The 17158-nt window shown below is 59.1% G+C and carries 16 protein-coding genes; 3 read left to right on the top strand and 13 right to left on the bottom strand.

The genetic code is table 11. From position 1 onward, the window contains the following. Positions 1–108: 108 nt before the first annotated feature. A complete protein-coding gene (gene purL, locus ABLV52_RS18040) occupies positions 109–3996 on the bottom strand; it encodes a phosphoribosylformylglycinamidine synthase (RefSeq protein WP_064157320.1) in 3888 nt (1295 codons plus the stop codon). A 175-nt stretch (positions 3997–4171) separates the two neighbouring features. Here purL and mltF point away from each other — a divergent pair, with 175 nt between their 5' ends. Continuing rightward, on the top strand, positions 4172–5788 hold the full coding sequence (mltF, locus tag ABLV52_RS18035; RefSeq protein WP_255988912.1) for a membrane-bound lytic murein transglycosylase MltF: 1617 nt from the start codon (positions 4172–4174) through the stop codon (positions 5786–5788). Here mltF and tadA read toward each other — a convergent pair. Both tadA and yfhb read right to left on the bottom strand, forming a co-directional pair. Next, positions 5785–6294, bottom strand: coding sequence for a tRNA adenosine(34) deaminase TadA (gene tadA, locus ABLV52_RS18030; protein ID WP_023290663.1), 510 nt, complete (start codon positions 6292–6294; stop codon positions 5785–5787). The two genes, mltF and tadA, sit on opposite strands and share 4 nt — an antisense overlap. 62 nt (positions 6295–6356) lie before the next feature. Next, a complete protein-coding gene (gene yfhb, locus ABLV52_RS18025) occupies positions 6357–6992 on the bottom strand; it encodes a phosphatidylglycerophosphatase C (protein ID WP_017900418.1) in 636 nt (211 codons plus the stop codon). A gap of 211 nt (positions 6993–7203) precedes the next feature. Between yfhb and ABLV52_RS18020 the strand changes: the two genes are divergently transcribed. Beyond that, positions 7204–8052, top strand: coding sequence for a MurR/RpiR family transcriptional regulator (locus ABLV52_RS18020; RefSeq protein WP_348890714.1), 849 nt, complete (start codon positions 7204–7206; stop codon positions 8050–8052). A gap of 56 nt (positions 8053–8108) precedes the next feature. Next, positions 8109–8369 carry a YfhL family 4Fe-4S dicluster ferredoxin gene (locus ABLV52_RS18015; RefSeq protein ID WP_023290665.1) on the top strand — a complete coding sequence of 87 codons (261 nt, stop codon included), beginning with the start codon at positions 8109–8111 and terminating at the stop codon, positions 8367–8369. A gap of 12 nt (positions 8370–8381) precedes the next feature. Here the strand turns inward: ABLV52_RS18015 and acpS are convergent, their stop codons facing one another. The 10 genes from acpS to rseA form a co-directional block, all read right to left on the bottom strand. Further along, the gene (acpS, locus tag ABLV52_RS18010) at positions 8382–8762 is read right to left on the bottom strand and encodes a holo-ACP synthase (protein WP_004201835.1); all 381 of its coding nucleotides are present in this window, start codon (positions 8760–8762) and stop codon (positions 8382–8384) included. Further along, positions 8762–9493, bottom strand: coding sequence for a pyridoxine 5'-phosphate synthase (pdxJ, locus tag ABLV52_RS18005; RefSeq protein WP_004201834.1), 732 nt, complete (start codon positions 9491–9493; stop codon positions 8762–8764). Before pdxJ ends, acpS begins: the two co-directional genes overlap by 1 nt. A gap of 11 nt (positions 9494–9504) precedes the next feature. Beyond that, positions 9505–10242, bottom strand: coding sequence for a DNA repair protein RecO (gene recO / locus ABLV52_RS18000; protein ID WP_002914062.1), 738 nt, complete (start codon positions 10240–10242; stop codon positions 9505–9507). Positions 10243–10253: 11 nt separating this feature from the next. Then, positions 10254–11159, bottom strand: a complete 906-nt coding sequence (gene era / locus ABLV52_RS17995; RefSeq protein ID WP_023290667.1) for a GTPase Era — start codon at positions 11157–11159, stop codon at positions 10254–10256. After that, a complete protein-coding gene (rnc, locus tag ABLV52_RS17990) occupies positions 11156–11836 on the bottom strand; it encodes a ribonuclease III (RefSeq protein WP_002914065.1) in 681 nt (226 codons plus the stop codon). Before rnc ends, era begins: the two co-directional genes overlap by 4 nt. A 249-nt stretch (positions 11837–12085) precedes the next feature. Further along, on the bottom strand, positions 12086–13060 hold the full coding sequence (gene lepB, locus ABLV52_RS17985; RefSeq protein WP_004201827.1) for a signal peptidase I: 975 nt from the start codon (positions 13058–13060) through the stop codon (positions 12086–12088). Between the two features lie 15 nt (positions 13061–13075). Next, positions 13076–14875, bottom strand: coding sequence for a translation elongation factor 4 (lepA, locus tag ABLV52_RS17980; protein WP_348890713.1), 1800 nt, complete (start codon positions 14873–14875; stop codon positions 13076–13078). A gap of 185 nt (positions 14876–15060) precedes the next feature. Beyond that, positions 15061–15540, bottom strand: coding sequence for a SoxR-reducing system protein RseC (rseC, locus tag ABLV52_RS17975; RefSeq protein WP_004201822.1), 480 nt, complete (start codon positions 15538–15540; stop codon positions 15061–15063). After that, positions 15537–16493: a sigma-E factor regulatory protein RseB gene (gene rseB, locus ABLV52_RS17970; protein ID WP_004201821.1), complete on the bottom strand. Its 957-nt coding sequence runs from the start codon at positions 16491–16493 to the stop codon at positions 15537–15539. The genes rseC and rseB overlap by 4 nt, the downstream gene beginning before the upstream one ends. Continuing rightward, complete coding sequence (gene rseA, locus ABLV52_RS17965; RefSeq protein ID WP_032453736.1) at positions 16493–17143, bottom strand: anti-sigma-E factor RseA; 651 nt, start codon at positions 17141–17143, stop codon at positions 16493–16495. The genes rseB and rseA overlap by 1 nt, the downstream gene beginning before the upstream one ends. Positions 17144–17158 lie beyond the last annotated feature (15 nt).

The raw sequence follows: 17158 nt of genomic DNA, 5'->3' as shown, positions 1-17158 counted from the left end.
CAGTTGTCGGTGATTCCCGACACCCTGGCGTGCCGGCCGTCACAGATAAAAAAAAGCCCCCTGCCTGAGCAGGGGGCCGATACGTTCGCGAGACACGCTTCGGGAAGATTAACCCAGCTGTTTACGCGCGTTGCGGAAGATACGCATCCACGGGCTGTCTTCGCCCCAGTTTTCCGGGTGCCAGGAGTTGCTTACGGTGCGGAAGACGCGTTCCGGGTGCGGCATCATGATGGTCGCGCGCCCGCTTTCGCTGGTCACCGCGGTGATACCGTTCGGGGAACCGTTCGGGTTCGCCGGATAGGTTTCGGTCACTTTGCCGAAGTTGTCCACGAAGCGCAGCGCTACCAGACCTTTGCTCTCCAGCTGGGCCAGATGCGCGCTGTCGCGCACTTCCACCTGCCCTTCGCCGTGGGAGACCGCAATCGGCATCTGTGAGCCAACCATGCCTTCCAGCAGCAGAGACGGGCTTTGCGTCACTTCCACCAGGCTGAAGCGCGCTTCAAAGCGGTCAGACTGGTTGCGCACAAAGCGCGGCCACAGGTCGCTGCCCGGGATCAGCTCGCGCAGGTTGGACATCATCTGACAGCCGTTGCACACGCCGAGCGCCAGGGTCTGCGGACGATGGAAGAAGGTCGCGAACTCATCGCGCACGCGCTCGTTGAACAGAATCGACTTTGCCCAGCCTTCGCCTGCCCCCAGCACGTCGCCGTAGGAGAAGCCGCCGCAGGCCACCAGGGCATGGAAATCGCCCAGACCGGTGCGGCCCGCCAGCAGGTCGCTCATATGCACGTCGATGGCGTCAAAGCCGGCGCGATGGAAGGCTGCCGCCATTTCAACGTGAGAGTTCACCCCCTGCTCGCGCAGGACGGCCACTTTCGGACGCGCGCCGGTGGCAATGTACGGCGCGGCGACGTCGTCATTAATATCAAACGAGAGCTTCACATTAAGGCCCGGATCGGCGTCGTTGGCTTTCGCCTCATGCTCCTGATCGGCGCAGGCCGGGTTGTCGCGCAGACGCTGCATCTGCCAGGTGGTTTCCGCCCACCACATGCGCAGGGTGGTGCGGCTTTCGCTAAACACCGTCTGACCGCTGGCGGTCAGCACGAAGCGATCGCCCTCGACCGCTTTACCGAGGTAATGCACGCAGTCCGCCAGGCCGTTAACCGCCAGAATGGCTTCCACTGCCTCACGGTCTGCGGCGCGGACCTGAATCACCGCCCCCAGCTCTTCGTTGAACAGCGCCGCCAGACGGTCGTCACCCAGCGCGGCGATATCCGCTTCCAGTCCACAGTGGCCGGTAAAGGCCATTTCCGCCAGGGTGACCAGCAGGCCGCCGTCGGAGCGGTCGTGGTAGGCCAGCAGTTTACGCTGCGCCACCAGGGCCTGCATCGCATCCCAGAAGCCTTTCAGCTGCGCGACATCGCGCACGTCAGCCGGCTTGTCGCCGAGCTGGCGATAGACCTGCGCCAGCGCCGTCGCGCCCAGCGCGTTGTGCCCTTTACCGAGGTCGATCAGCAGCAGGGCGTTATCTTCCGTCGAGAGCTGCGGCGTGACGGTATGACGAACATCTTCGACACGAGCGAAGGCGGAGATCACCAGCGACAGCGGAGAGGTCATCTCACGCTGCTCGCTGCCTTCCTGCCAGCGGGTTTTCATCGACATTGAGTCTTTGCCGACCGGAATGGTCAGGCCCAGCGCCGGGCACAGCTCTTCGCCCACCGCTTTCACCGCCTCATACAGACCCGCGTCTTCGCCCGGGTGGCCGGCGGCGGCCATCCAGTTAGCCGACAGCTTCACGCGGTTCAGCTCGCCAATCTGCGTGGCGGCGATATTGGTCAGCGCTTCGCCAACCGCCAGACGGCCGGAGGCGGCGAAGTCCAGCAGAGCAACCGGGGCGCGCTCGCCCATCGCCATCGCTTCGCCGTAGTAGCTGTCGAGGCTGGCGGTGGTGACCGCGCAGTTGGCCACCGGGATCTGCCACGGGCCGACCATCTGGTCGCGGGCGACCATGCCGGTCACGGTGCGGTCGCCGATGGTCACGAGGAAGGTTTTCTCGGCCACCGTCGGCAGGTGCAGAACGCGATTAACCGCATCGGCGATGGTAATCGGTTGGCGATCCAGCGCGCTGCCCTGGGCTTTCAGGGTCTGCACGTCGCGGGTCATTTTCGGCGTTTTGCCAAGCAGGACGTCCAGCGGCAGATCGATCGGCTGATCGTTAAAGTGGCTGTCGCTCAGGCTCAGGTGCTGCTCGGCGGTGGCTTCGCCGATAACCGCATAAGGCGCGCGCTCGCGGCGGCACAGCTCGTCGAACAGCGGCAGTTGCTCCGGGGCGACCGCCAGGACATAACGTTCCTGCGATTCGTTACACCAGATCTCCAGCGGGCTCATGCCTGGCTCATCGCTCAGGATATCGCGCAGCTGGAATTTACCGCCGCGGCCGCCGTCGCTGACCAGCTCCGGCATGGCGTTGGAGAGACCGCCGGCGCCGACGTCGTGGATAAACAGGATCGGGTTGGCGTCGCCCAGCTGCCAGCAGCGGTCGATCACTTCCTGACAGCGACGCTCCATTTCCGGGTTGTCACGCTGGACGGAGGCGAAATCGAGGTCGGCATCGGACTGGCCGGAGGCCATGGAAGAGGCCGCGCCGCCGCCGAGGCCGATGTTCATCGCCGGACCGCCCAGCACGATCAGCTTCGCGCCGACGGTAATCTCGCCCTTCTGCACGTGCTCGCCGCGGATGTTGCCGATACCGCCGGCCAGCATGATCGGTTTGTGGTAGCCGCGCAGCTCTTCACCGTTATGGCTGGTGACTTTCTCTTCATAGGTGCGGAAGTAGCCGTTCAGCGCCGGGCGACCAAATTCGTTGTTAAACGCTGCGCCGCCCAGCGGGCCTTCGGTCATGATGTCCAGGGCGGTGACGATGCGATCCGGCTTGCCGAAATCTTCTTCCCACGGCTGTTCGAAGCCCGGGATGCGCAGGTTGGAAACCGAGAAGCCCACCAGGCCCGCTTTCGGCTTCGCGCCGCGGCCGGTGGCGCCTTCATCGCGGATTTCGCCGCCGGAGCCGGTTGCCGCGCCCGGCCATGGGGAGATGGCCGTCGGGTGGTTATGGGTTTCCACCTTCATCAGAATGTGCGCCGGCTCCTGATGGAAGTCATAGCGTCCGGTCTGGTGGTCGGCAAAATAGCGCCCCACTTCAGACCCTTCCATCACCGCGGCGTTGTCTTTATAGGCCGACAGGACGTAGTCCGGCGTTTTTTCGAAGGTGTTTTTGATCATTTTGAACAGCGACTTCGGCTGCTGTTCGCCGTCGATGATCCAGTCGGCGTTGAAAATTTTGTGACGACAGTGCTCTGAGTTCGCCTGGGCGAACATATACAGCTCGATATCGTTCGGATTGCGTCCCAGACGGGTAAAGGCGTCCTGCAGGTAGTCAATTTCGTCATCTGCCAGCGCCAGCCCCAAACGGAGGTTGGCGTCAATCAGCGCCTGACGCCCTTCGCCCAACAGGTCAACGCTGGTCACCGGCGTCGGCTGATGGTGAGCGAACAGCTTTTCGCCCGCTTCCAGCGCGTCGAAGACGCTCTCCATCATGCGGTCGTGCAGTTCCGCCGCCACCGCAGCCCACTGCGCTTCGGTCAGGGTCGAGGCTTCAACATAATACGCCACGCCGCGCTCCAGACGCACAACCTGAGCCAGGCCGCAGTTATGGGCGATATCGGTAGCTTTAGAAGACCAGGGAGAGATGGTGCCAGGGCGAGGGGTCACGAGCAGTAATTTACCGGTCGGGGTATGGCTGTTTAAGCTCGGGCCATACTTAAGCAGTCGCGCCAGGCGCTCGCGATCGTCAGCGCTCAGCGGGGCGTTCAGATCGGCAAAATGAATATACTCGGCATATATGGCGCTTACCGGAAGGTTGGCCGCCTGAAATCGTGCCAGCAGTTTATTAATACGGAATGCCGACAGTGCAGGTGAACCACGCAAAATTTCCATCATAAGTCTCTCGTCTTCGAAGCTTTCAGGGTGAGCCAGGGGGGGAAACGGGCGTCATTATAGTGAATCCTGCGCCCCGACGAAACCGTTTGCGTAGAAATAAAATCATTGATGCTGTTTATCAATAAATGTGACGTCCATCGCGAATAAGTTGCCAACTGGCGCATTCTTAAGCAGAATGCCGCTCATTCGACGACAACCTTGCGTTTTTTCCGGACATCGCCTGCTGAGGAACCTGAAGCTGCAGAAGATTAACGCGCTGAAAAAATTAAAGATTAATTATCTGCTCATCGGCATTGTCACCCTTTTGCTGGCGGCTGCCCTGTGGCCGTCGATCCCCTGGTCCGGTAAACCGGAGAACCGGGTGGCGGGCATTATCGCTCGCGGCGAGTTACGCATCAGCACCATCAACTCGCCGATGACCTTCACCACCATGAACAATAAAACCTTCGGCCTGGACTACGAACTGGCGAAGCAGTTTGCCGACTACCTCGGCGTGACGCTTAAGATAACCGTCCGCCAGAACATCAGCCAGCTGTTTGACGACCTCGACGACGGTCAGGCCGATATGCTGGCCGCCGGGCTGGTCTATAACCAGGAGCGGGTGAAAAACTACCAGGCCGGCCCTGGCTACTACTCCGTTTCCCAACAGCTGGTCTATCGCGTCGGCAATACCCGGCCGCGCAGCCTCGCGGCGCTGACCGCCGAGCAGCTCGCCATCGCCCCGGGTCACGTGGCGATCAACGACCTGCAGGTACTGAAAGCGGAGAAATACCCGGATCTTGCCTGGCGCGTGGACGAAAAGCGCGGCACCACCGCGCTGATGCAGGCGGTGATTGACGGCAAACTCGATTACACCATCGCCGACTCGGTGGCCGTCAGCCTGTTTCAGCGCGTCCATCCGGAGCTGGCGGTAGCCCTCGATATCACCGACGAACAGCCGGTCACCTGGTTCAGCGCTCGGGACGACGATAATTCGCTGTCGGCGGCGATGCTTGATTTCTTCAACAATATTAATGAAGACGGCACCCTGGCGCGCCTGGAAGAGAAGTACCTCGGCCACGGCAACGATTTCGATTATGTCGATACCCGCACCTTCCTGCGCGCGGTGGAAAACATTCTTCCGGAGGTGCAGCCGCTGTTTGAAAAGTACGCCCGCGAGATCGACTGGCGCCTGCTGGCCGCCATCGCCTGGCAGGAATCCCACTGGGATCCGCAGGCCACCTCGCCTACCGGCGTGCGCGGCATGATGATGCTTACGCGTAATACGGCGCAGAGTCTGGGGCTGACTGACCGGACCGATGCGGCGCAGAGCATCGAGGGCGGTATGCGCTATCTACAGGATATGATGGATAAAGTGCCGGATTCGATCCCGAAAGATGAACGCATCTGGTTTGCGCTGGCCGCTTACAATATGGGCTATGCCCATATGCTGGACGCCATGGCGCTCACCCGCAAACAGAAAGGCAATCCCAACAGCTGGGCAGACGTTAAGCTGCGTTTACCCCTGCTGAGCCAGAAACCCTATTACAGCAAACTTAAATACGGCTATGCCCGCGGCCATGAGGCCTACGCTTATGTGGAAAACATCCGCAAATATCAGATAAGCCTTGTCGGCTATTTGTCAGAAAAGGAGCGCCAGCAGCAGCAAACGCTGGCCCTGGCGGAGGATTACCCGGCGGTGCTCCCCAATGAGCTCGAACAGCCGCAGGAGACCACCCTGCCCTTTTTCAAGTTTCGCGCCGATAAACAGATGGATAATGCCCGGATGAAACTCCCCGGCCACCTGTATTAACTTTCCCCGTTCTGCTCCCGGGCTTTCTTCAGCGCTTTTTTCTCTTCCCGCCGCCAGCGGAAGAAGTCGCTCAGCATGGCAGAGCAGGATCCCGCCAGCACGCCTTCGCTAATCTCAACCCGATGGTTCATTCCCGGGTGGTGCAGAACATCCATCAGCGAGCCGGCGGCGCCGGTCTTGGCATCCCTGGCGCCAAACACCAGGCGGGCGATACGGCTGTGCACCATCGCGCCCGCGCACATCACGCAGGGCTCGAGGGTCACGTACAGCGTGGCGTCGATCAGGCGATAGTTTTGCAGCACCAGCCCGCCCTGGCGTAAGGCCATAATTTCCGCATGGGCGGTGGGGTCGTGACGGCCTATCGGCCGGTTCCAGCCCTCGCCAATGACCTGATTGTTATGCACCAGCACCGCGCCCACCGGCACCTCGCCCTCTTCCCAGGCGCGCTTCGCCAGCGTCAGGGCATGACGCATCCAGTATTCATCATTGAGTTCGAGGTCAGACACAGCAGCCACTCCAGCAGAAAAAGCGGGGCGCATTATACATGGGAGCTATCAATTACACACTATTACTCCAGCTGCTGCAGCTCTCCCTGCGGGGTGACCCGCCAGCGATGCTGGCAAAAGCCGAGCAACGGGTTATCCTGCTCGCTATCGCTATAGCCGCTATACAGCTGCAGCGGAGCGCCAATCTTTTTCTCCAGCTGCACCACCTTTTCATGGCCCAGGCAGCGCAGGGTCAATACCCAGCCGCCCCAGCGGCGCGCGGTGCGGCTGGCTATCAGATTCACCCGCGGCAGCCAGAGGGTATCGCGATAGACCTGTTCCACCAGCGACTGCGGCGAGCCGGTGATCAACCAGACGTCGGCATCGGTACTGGTCAGGTAGGCCGTCAGCCGCGCATGAACCACCGGAAACGCCGTCACATGATGACGAAACCAGCCGACAAACTCCGCTTCCAGCCGCTTCAGTACCGCCTCGCGACGGCCAAAGGTTGACGCCCACAGCAGCAGGCTCATCGGCCAGCGCGCCGCCCGCCCGCACACCGCCAACCCGGCAAGGATCGCCGGCCCCATCGCCACCACCAGCAGCAGGTTCAGCGGCAGATGGCGCAGCAGGTAGCGCAGAAAACTGCCGAACATATCCTGTTGATGCAAGGTTCCGTCCAGATCGAAAAACACCACTCTCCGTTCACTGTGCTGCAAACTGCCTCCTTCTCTCAGGATTCGCTTCTCGTTAGGGTAAGCTTAACAGTCTTATGCCATGAAGAGGGAAAACATCCCTGCCGTTAAGGAAGAATTAAATTAGCAGGCGAAGGAAAAATTGTGGCTTATGAATTTTTAATTCGTGGTATACCCCTTATAATCGAATAAAAATTCTGTCAGACACGAGCCGGACGGCTCCAGCGGAGCTCCAATGAACTGTTTAACGCGTATTCGTCAGCGCTATCCCACCCTGGCGGCGAGCGACAAAAAGTTGGCCGATTTTATTCTGAGCCAACCCGATGACACCCGGCACCTCAGCTCGCAACAGCTGGCGGTGGAAGCCGGTGTGAGTCAGTCCAGCGTGGTTAAATTTTCCCAGAAACTGGGGTTCAAAGGCTTTCCGGCGCTGAAGCTGGCGCTGAGTGAAGCGCTGGCCAGCAGCCCGGATCCGCACTCCGTTCCGGTACATAACCACATTCGCGGTGACGACCCGCTGCGTCTGGTGGGCGAGAAACTCATTAAAGACAATGTCGCCGCCATGCATGCCTCGCTGGACGTCAACACTGAAGAGACGCTGCGGGAAGCCGTCACGCTGCTGCGCAACGCCCGGCGGGTGATCGTCACCGGGATTGGCGCGTCCGGCCTGGTAGCGCGTAACTTTAGCTGGAAGCTGATGAAGATCGGCGTTAATGCTGTTTCGGAGCAGGATATGCACGCCCTGCTGGCGACGGTGCAGGCCATGTCCAGCGACGATCTGCTGCTGGCGATCTCTTACTCCGGCGAGCGTCGGGAGATCAATATGGCGGCCGGTGAAGCGCTGCGCGTGGGCTCCAGGATCCTGGCGATCACCGGCTTTAGCCCTAACGCCCTGCAGCAGCAGGCGACCCACTGCCTGTACACCATCGCCGAAGAGCAGGCGACGCGCAGCGCGGCCATCTCTTCCACCAGCGCGCAAATGATGCTCACCGACCTGCTGTTTATGGGGCTGGTGCAGCAGGATCTGGAGCGGGCGCCGGAGCGCATTCGCCATAGCGAAGCGCTGGTGAAAAAGCTGGTCTGAGCAGAAAATGGGCGTATAATGCCCGCCCTGTTTGTGTTGTTTCTGAGATTTTCCTGATGGCGCTGTTAATTACCAAAAAATGCATCAACTGCGATATGTGCGAGCCGGAGTGCCCTAATGAGGCCATTTCGATGGGTGACAGCATTTATGAAATTAACAGCGACCGCTGCACCGAATGCGTGGGCCATTACGACACGCCCACCTGCCAGAAGGTGTGCCCGATCCCAAATACCATTCTGAAAGATCCGGCACACGTCGAGAATGAAGAACAGCTGTGGGATAAATTCGTTCTGATGCACCACGCGGATAAAATTTAACCGCTTCCCGGCTTAGCTTTCGACAATCACCGTGGCGCAGGCGTAATGGCGCTCATCGGCGAGCGTGACATGAATATGGCTCACCCCCAGTCGTTCCGCCAGCCGTTGCGCCTCACCCCATAGCCGCAGCTTCGGCTTGCCCAGCTCATCGTTGTAAACTTCGAACTGATTAAAGGCCAACCCGTTGCGGATCCCGGTCCCCAGCGCTTTCGCCGCCGCTTCCTTGACCGCAAAGCGTTTCGCCAGAAAACGCACCGGCTGCTGGTGCTGCTCCCAGATGCTCCATTCATGGTCGCTTAGCACCCGGCGGGCAAGGCGATCGCCGCTGCGGGCGATCACCGCCTCGATGCGGGCGATCTCGACGATGTCGGTACCCAGCCCGAGGATGGCCATTAGCCGCGCGCTTCCAGCATCAGACGTTTCATTTCCGCCACCGCCTCTTTCAGGCCGCTCATTACCGCCCGGCCAATAATCGCGTGGCCGATATTCAGCTCATGCATTTCCGGCAGCGCAGCAATCGCTTTCACGTTGTGATAGGTCAGACCGTGACCCGCATTGACCTTCAGGCCGAGGCTGGCGGCGTAGGTGGCCGCTTTGGCAATACGTTCCAGCTCCTTCGCCTGCTCGGCGTCGGTTTTAGCATCGGCATAGCAGCCGGTGTGGATTTCGATATAGGGCGCGCCAACGTCCGCTGCCGCTTTGATCTGCGCTTCATCCGCATCGATAAACAGGGAGACCAGGATGCCGGCATCCGCCAGGCGTTGACAGGCATCACGCATCTTGTCGCGCTGGCCGGCCACGTCCAGTCCGCCTTCGGTGGTCACTTCCTGACGCTTCTCCGGCACCAGGCAGCAGAAATGCGGTTTGGTTTCACAGGCGATCGTCAGCATCTCTTCGGTGACCGCCATTTCAAGGTTCATGCGGGTGTGCAGCGTCTGGCGCAGGATACGCACATCGCGATCGGTGATATGGCGGCGGTCTTCGCGCAGATGCACGGTTATGCCGTCGGCGCCGGCCTGTTCGGCAATGAAAGCCGCCTGAACCGGATCCGGGTAAGCGGTGCCGCGGGCGTTACGCAAGGTCGCGATATGGTCAATATTGACCCCTAACAGTAATTCAGCCATGACAATCCTCGTTAATCATTATTCGTATTATCCGCTCGCGCCTTTCGCGCGGGCATAAACTGGCGAAACAATTCCCGGCTCTTGAGCGGTTTGCCGCCGAGATAGGGCTTCAGGGCGATACGGGTAAAGCGCTTTGCGGCGCGCAACGTATCAACATCAGGAAACTCGCGACTCGCCAACGCTTTCAAATGGTGCCCGGTAAACGTGTTGTTATCAATCACCAGGCTGGCAATAAAGCCTTTTTCTTCGCGATAGCGGTAGGTCATGGTGTCGTCCACCGGCTCGCCGCTCCCGGCACAGTGGAGAAAATCCACGCCATAGCCCAGGTGTCCGAGCAGCGCCAGCTCAAAGCGCCGCAGCGCAGGCTCCGGCGAGCCGCTGGCCCCGGCGAGCGCCTGAATGCAGTGCAGATAGTCAAAAAAGAGTTCGGAGAAGCGCGTTTCGTGCTCAAGCACACGGGAGATAAGCTCGTTAACGTAAAGACCGCTGTAGAGGGTGATGCCGCTGAGCGGCAGCGCCAGCGAGACAGCTTCCGCGCTGCGCAGGGTTTTGACTTCGCCGCGGCCGCCGAAGCGAACCAGCAAGGGGGTAAAGGGCTGTAAAGCGCCTTTAAGATTCGAGCGTTTGGAGCGTGCGCCTTTGGCAACCAGGCGCACGCGACCGGATTCTTCCGTGAAGACGTCCAGCATCAGGCTGGTTTCGCTCCACGGTCGGCTATGCAGGACAAAGGCGCGCTGCCATCCATCCACGTTGCGTTAACTCAGAGGTCGTCAACATAACCGAGACTGCGCAGGGCGCGCTCGTCATCGGCCCAGCCGGATTTCACTTTGACCCACAGCTCGAGGTGCACCGGCGCTTCAAACATCTCCTGCATGTCCTTACGCGCTTCGATGCCGATGGTTTTGATTTTGGCGCCTTTGTTGCCAATCACCATCTTCTTCTGCCCTTCACGCTCGACAAGGATCAGGCCGTTGATGTCGTAACCGCCACGCTCGTTGGTCACGAAACGTTCGATTTCCACGGTGACGGAGTACGGTAGCTCAGCGCCGAGGAAACGCATCAGTTTTTCACGGATGATTTCGGAAGCCATAAAGCGCTGAGAACGATCGGTAATATAATCTTCCGGGAAGTGATGGATCGCTTCCGGCAGATGCTTACGCACGATCGACGCAATGGTGTCGACGTTGGTCCCCGTTTCCGCCGACATCGGCACGATATCGAGGAAATTCATCTGGCTGGCGAGGAACTGCAGATGCGGTAACAGATCCGCTTTTTCCTGCACGTTATCCACTTTGTTGACCGCGAGGATCACCGGCGCTTTCGCGTCGCGCAGCTTGTTGAGCACCATCTCGTCGTCCTGCGTCCAGCGAGTGCCTTCCACCACGAAGATGACCAGCTCAACATCGCCAATAGAGCTGCTGGCCGCTTTGTTCATTAAGCGGTTAATGGCGCGCTTTTCTTCCATATGCAGGCCCGGGGTATCGACGTAAATCGCCTGATACGGCCCTTCGGTATGGATGCCGACGATGCGGTGACGGGTGGTCTGCGCTTTACGGGAGGTGATCGAGATCTTCTGCCCAAGCAGCTTATTCAACAGCGTGGATTTGCCAACGTTTGGACGACCCACGATGGCGACAAACCCACAATAACTTTTTTCTTCGCTCATTCCAGCTCCAGCTTTTTCAGCGCCTGTTCGGCGGCAGCCTGCTCCGCCTTACGACGGCTGGAACCTGTGCCAACCACCGGTTCACTCAGGCCACTGACCTGGCAGTGGATAGTAAATTCCTGATCGTGCGCTTCGCCGCGCACCTGGACTACCAGGTAGGACGGCAGCGGCAGATGACGACCCTGCAGATACTCCTGCAGACGCGTCTTCGGATCCTTTTGCTTATCGCCCGGGCTGATTTCGTCCAGACGAGTCTGGTACCAGGAGAGGATTAAGCGTTCAACGTTCTGAATATCGCTGTCGAGGAAAACCCCGCCAATTAACGCTTCAACGGTGTCCGCGAGAATCGATTCGCGACGGAAACCGCCGCTTTTCAGTTCGCCCGGCCCGAGGCGCAAGCATTCGCCCAGTTCAAACTCGCGGGCGATTTCCGCCAGCGTGTTGCCACGCACCAGCGTCGCGCGCATACGGCTCATGTCGCCTTCATCCACGCGAGGAAAGCGATGATACAGCGCATTAGCGATCACGAAACTTAAAATGGAGTCGCCTAAAAACTCCAGGCGCTCATTATGTTTGCTGCTGGCACTGCGGTGAGTTAATGCCTGTTGCAACAGCTCCTGATGATGAAAAGTGTAGCCCAGCTTTCGTTGAAGCCGATTAATTACGATGGGGTTCATGCGTTACCAATAAATGAATGCGTCAAAGATGCAGCACACGAAACCGACCTGAGCATACGCTTCAAACAGTAAGTTGAAACAGACCAATACGCTTTCGTGTGCAGTGTCACCCGGCAGAGCGACAACCAAAAACTTCGGGGGGATATTCTATACGCAACGACACGGGATGTCGTTAGTTTGAATGGATTTAAATACTAAATAATTCGCGCCGCTGCGATAACAGCAGCGGCGTGAATTCAGCAGATGAAATTAATGAATTCCACCAATGCGCGATAACCGCACGCCGGTCGGCCATTCACCTTCCTGCTTTTCAAAACTCATCCAGATAGCGGTGGCCTTCCCGACCAGGTTTGCTTCCGGCACAAAGCCCCAGTAACGGCTGTCGGCGCTGTTATCCCGGTTGTCGCCCATCATGAAGTACTGACCCGGCGGCACAATCCAGGTGGCCAGCGGCAGACCGCTCTGATGGTAATACATGCCAGCCTGATCCTGAGCAATCGGCACCATCAGAATACGATGCGTGACGTCGCCCAGCGTCTCCTGACGCTCGGTGAGGCGAATGCCGTCGGCTTTGGTTTCGCCCTTCGGCAGCTGCCAGAAACCGCTGCTCGCTTCGCCGCCGTTGCTGCGGGAGAAGGTCTGAACGAAATCGCTCGGCTCCACGTTGGAGTAAGTCACCGGCAGCGCGTTGCCGCAGGCCTGTCCGGAGCTGCAGCCCGGCTGAATAGTGACCTGCTTGGCAATCGGATCGTAGGTGACTTTATCCCCCGGGAGCCCCACCGCGCGCTTGATGTAGTCCAGGCGCGGGTCTTCCGGATATTTAAACACCACGATGTCGCCGCGCTTCGGATGACCCGTCTCGATCAGCGTTTTCTGGTAGATAGGATCTTTAATGCCGTAGGCAAATTTCTCCACCAGGATGAAATCGCCAATCAGCAGAGTCGGCATCATCGAACCTGACGGGATCTGGAACGGCTCATAAATGAATGAACGTACCACCAGAACGATCGCCAGCACCGGGAAAACCGATGCGCCGGTTTCCAGCCAGCCCGGTTTCGGGCCGACTTTCTTCAACGTCTTTTTGTCCAGCTGCTCGCCGGTCGCTGCCTGAGCAGCGGCCTGACGCTCACGACGTTTCGGTGCAAAAATGAACTTGTCCAGGCACCATAAAACGCCCGTCACCAGGGTTGCAATCACCAGGATCAGGGCAAACATGTTCGCCATGCCAACTCCTTAGGGTTATTTGCCGTCTTTACCAACGTGCAGAATGGCGAGGAACGCTTCCTGCGGCAGTTCAACGTTACCGACCTGCTTCATACGCTTCTTACCTTCTTTCTGCTTCTGCAGCAGCTTTTTCTTACGGCTGACGTCACCGCCGTAGCATTTCGCCAGCACGTTTTTACGCAGCTGTTTCACGGTAGAGCGCGCGATGATGTGGTTGCCGATGGCCGCCTGAATCGCGATGTCGAACTGCTGACGCGGAATAAGATCTTTCATCTTTTCCACCAGCTCGCGGCCGCGATACGGCGCGTTATCGTTGTGGGTGATCAGCGCCAGCGCATCGACGCGCTCGCCGTTGATCAGCACATCGACGCGTACCATGTTCGACGCCTGGAAGCGTTTGAAGTTGTAGTCCAGCGACGCATAGCCGCGGGAGGTAGACTTCAGACGGTCGAAGAAGTCGAGCACCACTTCCGCCATCGGGATTTCGTAGGTCAGCGCCACCTGTTTACCGTGGTAAACCATGTTGGTCTGCACGCCGCGCTTCTCCACACACAGGGTGATCACGTTGCCGAGAAACTCCTGCGGCAGCAGCATGTGACACTCGGCGATCGGCTCACGCAGCTCCTGAATATTATTCAGCGGCGGCAGCTTGGACGGGCTGTCGACGTAGATAACTTCTTTGGAGGTGGTCTCCACTTCGTAAACTACCGTCGGCGCGGTGGTGATCAGGTCAAGATCGTATTCACGCTCCAGACGCTCCTGAATGATCTCCATGTGCAGCAGACCGAGGAAGCCGCAGCGGAAGCCGAAGCCCAGCGCGGTAGAACTTTCCGGCTCGTAGAACAGAGAGGCGTCGTTGAGGCTCAGTTTGCCCAGCGCGTCGCGGAAAGCTTCATAATCATCGGAGCTTACCGGGAACAGGCCGGCATACACCTGCGGTTTCACCTTCTTAAAGCCAGGCAGCGCTTTGTCTGCCGGGTTGCGGGCGGCGGTCAGGGTATCGCCCACCGGCGCGCCAAGGATGTCTTTGATCGCGCAGACCAGCCAACCTACCTCGCCGCATTTCAGCTCGGTACGGTCAACCTGTTTCGGCGTGAAGATGCCCAGACGGTCGGCGTTATAGACCTGGCCGGTGCTCATGACCTTGATCTTGTCGCCCTTGCGCATGGTGCCGCTTTTAATTCGTACCAGCGACACCACGCCGAGGTAGTTATCGAACCAGGAGTCGATAATCAGCGCCTGCAGCGGCGCGTCCGGATCGCCTTCCGGCGGCGGAATATCGCGCACCAGACGCTCCAGCACCTCGGTCACGCCGACGCCGGTTTTCGCCGAGCAGCGCACCGCGTCGTGGGCGTCGATCCCGACGATATCTTCAATTTCGTCCGCTACGCGCTCAGGGTCGGCCGCAGGCAGGTCGATCTTGTTGAGTACCGGAACGACCTCCAGGTCCATCTCCATGGCGGTGTAGCAGTTGGCCAGGGTCTGGGCTTCTACGCCCTGCCCGGCGTCAACCACCAGCAGCGCGCCTTCGCACGCGGCGAGGGAACGGGAAACTTCATATGAGAAGTCCACGTGGCCCGGGGTGTCGATAAAGTTCAGCTGATAGGTCTCACCGTCGTTGGCCTTATAGTCCAGGGTGACGCTCTGCGCCTTGATGGTGATCCCGCGTTCGCGCTCAAGATCCATGGAGTCCAGAACCTGGGCTTCCATTTCACGATCAGAAAGGCCACCGCAAATCTGGATGATACGGTCAGACAGCGTCGACTTACCGTGGTCGATGTGAGCAATGATCGAAAAGTTACGTATATTCTTCATATTTAGAGTTAATTATGCCTTACGAGTATCATGAGGCCGCTGTACTGTGCCTGACGTTTTTTAATCCGAAAACGCCGCATTCTACACTACATCCTTGAAACCAGGAAATGCTGTTAGATCCAGCATAACCGCAGAAATTGTGGCGTTGTAACAGGAAGGGTAAATAAAGATAAGGGCCAGTGAAATCACTGACCCATGTCGGAGGAAGGCGTTTCGATACGCACCAGATCCGGCGGCAACGCGACGCTCAGAATCACCGGCTGCCACGACTGGCGCGCTGCCAGCTGCGGCGACAGACCGCGCGCCACCAGAAACCCGCCGACGCCGCCCAGCAGCGCGCCGCACAGCGAAGCGATATCGCTGGCAAACAGCACCTGGAAGATCGACGCCATCACAAACAGACCCACCAGCGGCGCCATGTAGACCAACAGCGCCGAACCCAGCAGACTGCTCTCGGCGATCCCCAGCTCCACTTTTTGCCCCGCCGTCAACGGCTGCTCGCAGGGCACGCTGATGGTATGGCTGGTCTGCGGCCCCAGCTTGTTTAATACCCGGCTGCCGCAGCCGGCGCGGGAGGCGCAACTGCTGCAGGAGGCTTTAACGTCGCAGTGCACCTGCGCCACGCCGTTATGCCAGGAAACCACGGTGGCCCACTCTTTGATCATTGTACTGCCTTGAATTTAATGCTGTCTGAGATACGCTTCGCCGTCTGCGGCGGCAGTTCGCCCACCACGGTGATCTCCGCGTTATCGCGTACCGTCGTGCTGACGGTGCGTCGGCCGGTGCGCAACAGCTGGTCGCTGCTGGCCGCGGTGGCGCGGTTGATATTGATCGAGAAGCTGAACAAGCCGTCGGAATAGAGACGTGATTCTACCGGACCATCAAAGGTGGGCAGACGACGCTGGCTGCTGGAGACCTCAGTCATGCCCTGCGGGAGCCACGTTGGCGCCCAGTTGAAGTTGGCTTTGTCGCCCCCTTCAGGCACCGACAGCTGCGGCGGCAAATTCGCTTTCGCCAGCGTCTCCATGCTGGCGCTGACGTTATCGCCAACGTTGAAAGAGACGACCCGGAACTGCTCCAGCGTTTCACCGTCGCGGTCGAGCAAATCGACGCGCAGCGGCAGCTTGGTCTCAGCGTCCAGCCAGGCGATAAAGCTATAGCGCGTGCCGTCGCGAGCCACGACGCGGATCACGTCGCAGAGGCGGTCGGCGATACGGGTACGGCCCACGGAGATAAAATCATAGGCTGCGCTGAGACGTTTGAAATCGCTGTAAACCAACGACGGCAGCGAATCGACGATATAGTCGCCGTTCAGGGTGAACGGATCGAGGCCGGGTTCAAAATAGCTGATTTCCGTACCGCGCAGGACCACTTCCCGGCGCGGACCGTCCAGCTGCAGAAGCTGCGCCAGCGGTTGATTGTTCAGTCGCGCGTGACGATAGCGCAGCGACTCAACGCCTTGTTTGCTGATGCTGACGAAAGACAGCTCATAATTGAGGGACTGGCTGGCCAGGTTCATCTGCTGCAACAACGCCCCGGACGATGTATCAGCCGAGGCGTTGACAGAGAACAACAGACTGCCTGCCATGAGCGACATGGCACACCAAAGTTGCTTCATTACTGCGATTGCGTTCCTAAAGTTTGATAACCCGGCACCTGGACTGCGGCCTGCTGAGTCTGGGCCTGGCCAAACTGAAGCTGCTCAGCGTGCAGGCGGCGCTGCAGTTCGTAGTCCTGCAGCATGGCGTTAATCCGCCGACGCTGTTCCTGGACCTGAGCCTGCTGGCCGCTACCTGCTGATACGTCAGCCGGTACGCCAAGGCTTACCGGGCTCGCTTTACCCATCATCGGCAGCGTATTGAACACCGGCGCCTCTGGCTGCTGAGCGGCATCAGACTGCCCATTATAGTGCTGGACGCCGACGATAACCGCAAGCGATACGCAGGCGGCAACACCCATCTGGGTCAGTGAGCTGGCCCACGGACGCACTTTGTTCCAGAACGGCATCTGCCGCCACTGGTGCGGTGCGGGCTGAGATTCAGGAATAAGCGGCGCCGTCTGACGAACGGGCTCATTTTCAATGGCGGCCATCACCCGGGCGGAGATATCAAATTGCAGCACCTCTGCGGTATCGCCACGCAGCGTATCGCGGATAAGGTGATAACTCTCCCAGGTTTTTTGCATCTCAGAAGAACGACTCAGCTCGTTGAGCAGTTCGTTATCCAGCGTTTCACCATCCATTAAAGCCGAAAGTTTTTCTTTCTGCATGCCTGATACCCTTTT

Source organism: Klebsiella sp. GB_Kp056, from assembly GCF_040064755.1.
Classification (GTDB): domain Bacteria; phylum Pseudomonadota; class Gammaproteobacteria; order Enterobacterales; family Enterobacteriaceae; genus Klebsiella; species Klebsiella quasipneumoniae.
Note: the sequence above shows the minus strand (reverse complement) of the source record. Positions and strands in the feature narration are given on the sequence as shown.